The following is a 6,136-nucleotide window of genomic DNA, read 5'->3' as shown; positions in this document are numbered from 1 at the left end:
GTCGCCGCGCTCGCCGCTCGCCGCGCGCCGGGCGGCGGGTGGCACCGGGCACGGGCCGCCCCGACCGGTAGGCTGCGGTCGATCCGCCCCGAAAGGAACGCGACGTGGCCACGTCCGACGAGCCCAGAGCCGCCAACACCGGCAGCGGCGGCGTCCAGTCGCTGGAGCGGGCCTTCGACCTGCTGGAACGGATGGCCGACGCCGGCGGCGTCATCGGCCTGAGCGAGCTCGCCTCCAGCAGCGGTCTGCCACTTCCCACCATTCACCGGCTGATGCGCACCCTCGTGGCGTGCGGCTACGTCCGCCAGCAACCCAACCGACGGTACGCGCTCGGACCTCGCCTCATCCGTCTCGGCGAGAGCGCCGCACGGCCGTTGGCCACCTGGGCGCGCCCCCACCTGGCCCGGTTGGTCGAGGAGACCGGCGAGACGGCCAACATGGCGCTGCTCGACGGCGACGAGGCCGTCTACGTCGCCCAGGTCCCCTCCCGGCACTCGATGCGGATGTTCACGGAGGTGGGGCGACGGGTGCACCCGCACGCCACCGGCGTCGGCAAGGCGCTGCTCACCCAGCGGTCCGACGCCGAGGTCCGGGCCCTCCTCGCCCGCACCGGCATGCCGGCCGCGACCGACCGGACACTGACCGACGCCGACGCGTTGGTCGGCGAGCTGGCCGCCGCGCGGGCGGACGGGTACGCGGTCGACGACAACGAGCAGGAGATCGGCGTCCGCTGCATCGCCGTCCCCGTCCCGGACTCCCCCACCCCGGCCGCCATCTCGGTCTCCGGGCCCGCGGGACGCATCACCGACGAGTCGACCACCACCATCGTGCCGCTGCTGCAAGAGGTAGCCCGCGACCTGGCGGCCTCCCTGGCCGCCAACCAGCCCACCTGACGCGCGGGGCCCGGCCGGGACGAAACCGTGACGGCGCCCCGACCGTCCCGGCGTTGTCGACCCTGAGTACTCGCTGATATACACAGTGATCAGGGCAGGCCGCCACGGAGGGGACCGGGGCGACCGCCTGCTCGCACATCGTGACGGGGGGGCCATGGCGACGCACGCCTGCGCCGGATCGATCCGGCACCGCACCGGGAACCCGTACCCGCCGCACCGGCGAGCCTCGCTCGGCGACACCGGCGGTCCCGCCCCGCTCTCACCCGCCGGAGGCGATGAGGGCGACGAAGACCAGGCACACGACGATGTTGATCAGCCAGCTGTGCCCGTTCATCCAGTCCCGCAACCGAGGCATGAGCACGGCGGCACGGCGTCGGAACAGCAGTCGGCAGAGCAGCGGCAGGGCCGCGATCAGGACCGTGAGCGCGATGAACGGGAGCGCCCCGACGAATCCCGCACTCCCCTGCGCGAGGTGCACGCCGACCGTCAGCATCACCACCACGTCCGACGGCATCAGCAGAATGACGAGGAACCCGATGGTCAGTGCCCGACCGGCGCCGGAGGTCATGAGCGACGTGAGCCACTTCGGCGGTTCGGCGTCCGCCCGGTTCCGCCAGTTCCGCAGCGCGGCCAGCACGAGCAGGCCGATGAGCACGTACTTGATGATGTTGCCGACGGAGCCGCGGTTGCCGGTGGCGCCGAGGTCCACGGCACTGCCGAGCAGATGCGCCAGCCCGAGCGCGACCCCGACGCCGACACACACCGCCGCGGCCACCCCGACGAGGAAGGCGAGCGAGGTGCGAACGGGGCGGGGGGTGGTGACGAGAATGATCGCTGAGATGATCTGCGGGCCGGCCAGCATGGTCACGGCCAGCGGCAGCACGGCTGTACTCATGGGACCTCCTCCGTCCCAGTGTCGGCGCGCCCGCCCGACTCCGCAGCTCGTCACCTCCGGCTCGCGGCGGCACCGGACGGTGGGAAGCCGAGAGTCGGCCGTCGCACCTCGGGCCCCCTGCCCTGCGAGAGCATCCCAGCCTGCGGGGCCGGGACCGCGAGCGACGAGAGGGCGGCGTCGGCCGCTGAGGAAGGGAACCGCATGAGCGACCTGGTGCACCCCGGCGAGATACCCGTCCTCGCCGCCGACCTGTCCACCCTGGAGCAGACTGTCGGCGACCTCTCGCGAGCCGGGGCCGCCACCTACCGGCGCGGCGAGACGGTCCGGACCACCTACCTCTCACTGGGCGATCACTACGACGCCCCCGAGGCCCCCGAACTGCTCGGCAGCATCGCCTCCGTCGGCTCCCTCAACGAGGAACTGCACGACGCCACGGCCGGGGCCGCGCAGCACCTGGAGCGCTACGTGGAACAGGCCCGGTCACTCGCGAGAAGCCTCACCGGGCTGCGGGAACGAGCCGAGCTGCTGCAGAACGCGGCCGACCCGGCCGACGTCACCGCCTCGCAACGCGCGGAGAGCGAAGCGATCAGGGGAGCGCTGCGCACCGCCCTGACCGACTATCACGCGACGGAGACCCACGCGGCGCGCGCCATCGCCGACCTGCTCGCCACCCACTCGGGGACCGCGGTGCTGGAGCGCGCAGCCGCGCTCAGCGGAGCGGAGCGGGCCGTCGCCCTGATGCGCCAGGACGACCTCACCGAGGGCGAGCTGGCGGAGCTGGACCGCCTACTGGCCACGCACGGCGAGAACGACCACTTCGCCGGCTACCTGCTGGACACGCTGGGAGTGGCCGAGCTCGCGCGCCAGTCCGCCCGGTTCGAGAACGTAGACTACCTGTCGACCGCGCCGAGCTCCCCCGAGGACCCGTTCCCGGTGAACTCGCTGGTGGTGGGGCTCGCCAACGTCTTCGCGACCGCGACCCGGACCCCCGAGCGCCTCAAGGACGCACCACCGGAGTCCGCCGAGTTCACGGAGTGGCTGAGGACCCCCGAAGGGCGCGACTGGCAGCGCAGGACCGACGCCGCCCGCGCCTTCGCCGCCGGGCCGGAGGACCAAGGCCTGCTCGTCGACGTCCGCCAGTACGGACCGCTGCTGGATCTGATGGAGCCGGCTTCCGTGCCGTACAGCCCGCAGTTCCTGGACGGTCTCGTCGCGGACATGTCCAACGGGCCGAGTGGCAGTTCGTACGAGGAGATCCGCTCCGCCGGGGAGCGTCGTGACCTCGACCGGCTGCTCGGCATCTCTTCGCGGAACCCGGACGCCGCTGCCATGATCGTCGACCCGGACCGCAACAGCCGTGCGAAGGACTGGATCGAACAGGTCGGGCAGACGGACCTTCTCTCCCCGATCCGAGGAGAGCCCGATCCCGAGCTGACGAAGGGCTTGAACCAGTTCCTGGGTGCAGCCGCCACGGGGATGATCGAAGGCACCGAACCGACCCCCGATGCGGCACAGCCCAGCGCGAAGAACGCACAGATCGCTCAGCTCGTCATCGACCAGGCCGCAAAGAAGGAGGGGTTCCCGCCGCCGCTCGCTCAGGCACTCGGCAACACGACCGCCCTGTACCTGGGCGACTTCAACGATGCGATGAACGGCGGCGTCCTGCCTCTCTTCGAGAACGGCTTGGACCTGGACTACTCAAAAGCGATTTCCGTTCTCGAGGAGAACGGGAAGAACGAAGAGAGCTTCGAGATCGTTCGGCAAGCACAGATCGCGTACGCCGGCGCGACTTTCACGTACCTTCTGTCCGATGAGGTCGATTTCGAGAAAGTGACCCCGATCGAGGCCGCAGAGCTTGCCTCTCAGGCCGGAGGTCAAGCGATGGGCGCACTCACTTCCACGCGATCCGATGCCGTGTTTACCGAGAACACCAAAAGTCTCGACAACGGATTCAAGCGACTTTCTCAACACTTCCTCACCTCGGTGACAGATTCCACGGTCGGTAGATTCCCGGGGGCCGGAACCGCGGCGGGCAACGAAATGATCAGAGTAAACGAAAGCCTCTGGAGAGAGCACGACAGGAAGCTCCTACAGGAAGCAAAGGATCAGCGCGAAGCAATTCGAGGATCGACTCGTGATCAAGTGAGCGTGGCTTACTCAGACGTAATGGACAGCGCGACAGCGAGCCTTAGGTACACCGAAGACGACCGGAAGCACTATCGAGATGCAGCAAGCCTGGGAGCACGAAGTGGATTCAATGAAACCTCCGCGGAATACAATTCCAAGAACAAGAATTAGCGTTCTGGCGCTCTTCATCTCGCCACTCCTGGCCGGCTGCACACAGACAGGCCCCCACCCGCCTCCGAAGACTTTCTGCGGGGAAGACGTCGGTCAACTACACGCTCCGCTATTCCCCGGAGAGGACGAGGTCTCCGATTCACTGGTACGCCACACCGCCGAACCGGATGGCACACCGGGACCCGTGCAATTCTGCACGCTGTACGAGGGGCAGGACGTAGTAGCCGAAGCGGGAACCTCTCTCATCTCAGCCAGCAGAGGCATAGCGAGGACGCTGGAAGCGTACACCGCCCCCAGCGCCACGCCCACTACCGAGGGGAGGCTCCTGCCGGCTGATCAGGAGGTACGCGTCTGGTCCCGCGCGGCGTACGCACTTGTCCCATGCAAAGACGGCGTGGAATGGGATCTACTGATCGTCATTGCTACGCCGCACAGCGAGAACGAAGACACATTGGCAGATCTCATCACGCCCTACGCAAGAGCCTCCCTCGAGCACTGGGTCGGCAGTTGCTTCGACGAAGTGCCGGACATCTGACGACGCATTCGGTATTTCCACCAGGGAGAACCACCACGCACGGCAGTTCGCGACGAGGCAACCACCGCCTGCAGCAGGAAGAACTCCCAGCCCCCTGAGTCGACCTGCTACACGGCAGCCGTCACCCCGGACCGTCGACTTCGTTCATTAGTCAATGAATTCCACGTGGACCGCCGGACCACTAATTCTTCACTGCCGCACGCCGTCGCGGAAAACGAAGAGAATCCGTTGAATCCAGTTCCCCCATAGGCACGATCCTCAGCGGAGCACTGAACGAGTGCATGCAACGACGCGCCGCCCAACATCTGAAGCAGAACAGCAGCAGCGATGAACCGTCTCGTACGACGGCGACCAGGAGAATCACAACAACCGGACGGAGGTCGACTGTTGTTGTCACATACATCTCGCTTCGTTCGAGCCGCCACAACAGCGTTGTTGATGTCGCTGCTTGGCATGGCGACCCCCGCCTCCACCACGAACAGTTCAGTTTTGAACCTCCTGCCCTGTTCTGTGGAAAAGCGGTCGGCGACCTGCATCACGGCCTGTTCTCCGGGGAGGAGAAGGTTGGCGAAGTACTGCGGTACATCGGCAAGGAAACACTTCGACGATGCCGGATCTCAGAAGGGGGTGAACGGACCGTGACAGCCGGGATCGCCCTGATCCAATCGGAGAATGAACTCTACGCCGCTCGCTCAGCTTTCACTGCGGACCGCGAACTCCTGCCGGGCCAGCCCGAAGAGATCACCGTGGAGGGTACGCACACGTTTCGGGTCTGGCCCCATCTCGCCTACGGCCTCATGGAATGCACCAACCGCACCAACCGCACCAACCGCAGCAACCGCAGCAACCGCAGCAACCGCAGCAACCGCAGCAACCGCAGCACCCGAAGCATGGTCGTCGCCATCGGAGCCAAGTACCCGACCGACGCGCAGGAATCCGAACGGGTCCTCTCCGATCTCCTGCCGGAGTACGCGCGTGCGATGGCGAAAGAATGGCAAAGGCCCTGCTTCGCCGAAGTGCCCGACATCTGAGCACGTGCCGAACACCGCAGTGAGCGCGACAGGGAAGAGGAGAGCACATGCACTGGGATCTGAACACGGACGGCGTCAGCGGGGTACTCGCCCGCGTGGACGAGCAGGCCGACGGGCTCTCGCAGCGGGCCCGCACCACGCTCGACCACCTGGACACGGCGCACGGAGCCGCGCGCGGGTTGATCGTCGGCGGCATCGCCGAACGGAGCCCGCTACGGGAGGCGCTGGCGGAGTTCAGTGTGCGCGCGGCGGACGTGTCCGAGGCGCTCCGTCTCCAGGTGGACGCCTGCGCGGACGGCGCGGCCCGCGCCACCGCCGCCTATGCGGTGGGGGACGTGATCATGGAGCAGTGGGCCGAGCGCGCGGGGCGGGTGGCCTCCGACTCGGCGATCCCGTTCGTCCTCAACCCCGGCCGGTGAGCTCCGGCATTCCCTCCGTGGCGGTCTTGAAGTTCCACGATGAGGAAATTAATCTCCGATACCGG

6 protein-coding genes are annotated in these 6,136 nt (G+C 67.6%); 5 read left to right on the top strand and 1 reads right to left on the bottom strand.

The features are described 5' to 3' along the window. Window positions 1-104: 104 nt before the first annotated feature. Window positions 105-893 (top strand): IclR family transcriptional regulator domain-containing protein, encoded by a 789-nt coding sequence (locus HCJ92_RS02140; protein ID WP_167931636.1) that lies wholly within the window; start codon window positions 105-107, stop codon window positions 891-893. A gap of 259 nt (window positions 894-1,152) precedes the next feature. On the opposite strand, the gene HCJ92_RS02135 is transcribed toward HCJ92_RS02140, so the two are convergent. Continuing rightward, complete coding sequence (locus tag HCJ92_RS02135) at window positions 1,153-1,788, bottom strand: GAP family protein (protein WP_167931635.1); 636 nt, start codon at window positions 1,786-1,788, stop codon at window positions 1,153-1,155. Window positions 1,789-1,989: 201 nt separating this feature from the next. On the opposite strand from HCJ92_RS02135, the gene HCJ92_RS02130 reads away from it, so the two are divergent. The 4 genes from HCJ92_RS02130 (at window position 1,990) to HCJ92_RS02115 (ending at window position 6,071) form a co-directional block, all read left to right on the top strand. Next, window positions 1,990-4,086, top strand: a complete 2,097-nt coding sequence (locus HCJ92_RS02130) for a hypothetical protein (protein WP_167931634.1) — start codon at window positions 1,990-1,992, stop codon at window positions 4,084-4,086. A 394-nt stretch (window positions 4,087-4,480) separates the two neighbouring features. After that, window positions 4,481-4,621 (top strand): hypothetical protein, encoded by a 141-nt coding sequence (locus tag HCJ92_RS02125; protein WP_167931633.1) that lies wholly within the window; start codon window positions 4,481-4,483, stop codon window positions 4,619-4,621. Window positions 4,622-4,902: 281 nt separating this feature from the next. Next, window positions 4,903-5,652 carry a hypothetical protein gene (locus HCJ92_RS02120; protein ID WP_167931632.1) on the top strand — a complete coding sequence of 250 codons (750 nt, stop codon included), beginning with the start codon at window positions 4,903-4,905 and terminating at the stop codon, window positions 5,650-5,652. A gap of 47 nt (window positions 5,653-5,699) precedes the next feature. Then, window positions 5,700-6,071 (top strand): DUF6507 family protein, encoded by a 372-nt coding sequence (locus HCJ92_RS02115; protein WP_167931631.1) that lies wholly within the window; start codon window positions 5,700-5,702, stop codon window positions 6,069-6,071. The last annotated feature ends 65 nt before the right edge of the window (window positions 6,072-6,136 follow it).

Origin of the sequence: Streptomyces spiramenti, assembly GCF_012034385.1 — a bacterium.
Taxonomy (GTDB): domain Bacteria; phylum Actinomycetota; class Actinomycetes; order Streptomycetales; family Streptomycetaceae; genus Streptomyces; species Streptomyces spiramenti.
This window is presented reverse-complemented; position numbering and strand designations above follow the sequence as displayed.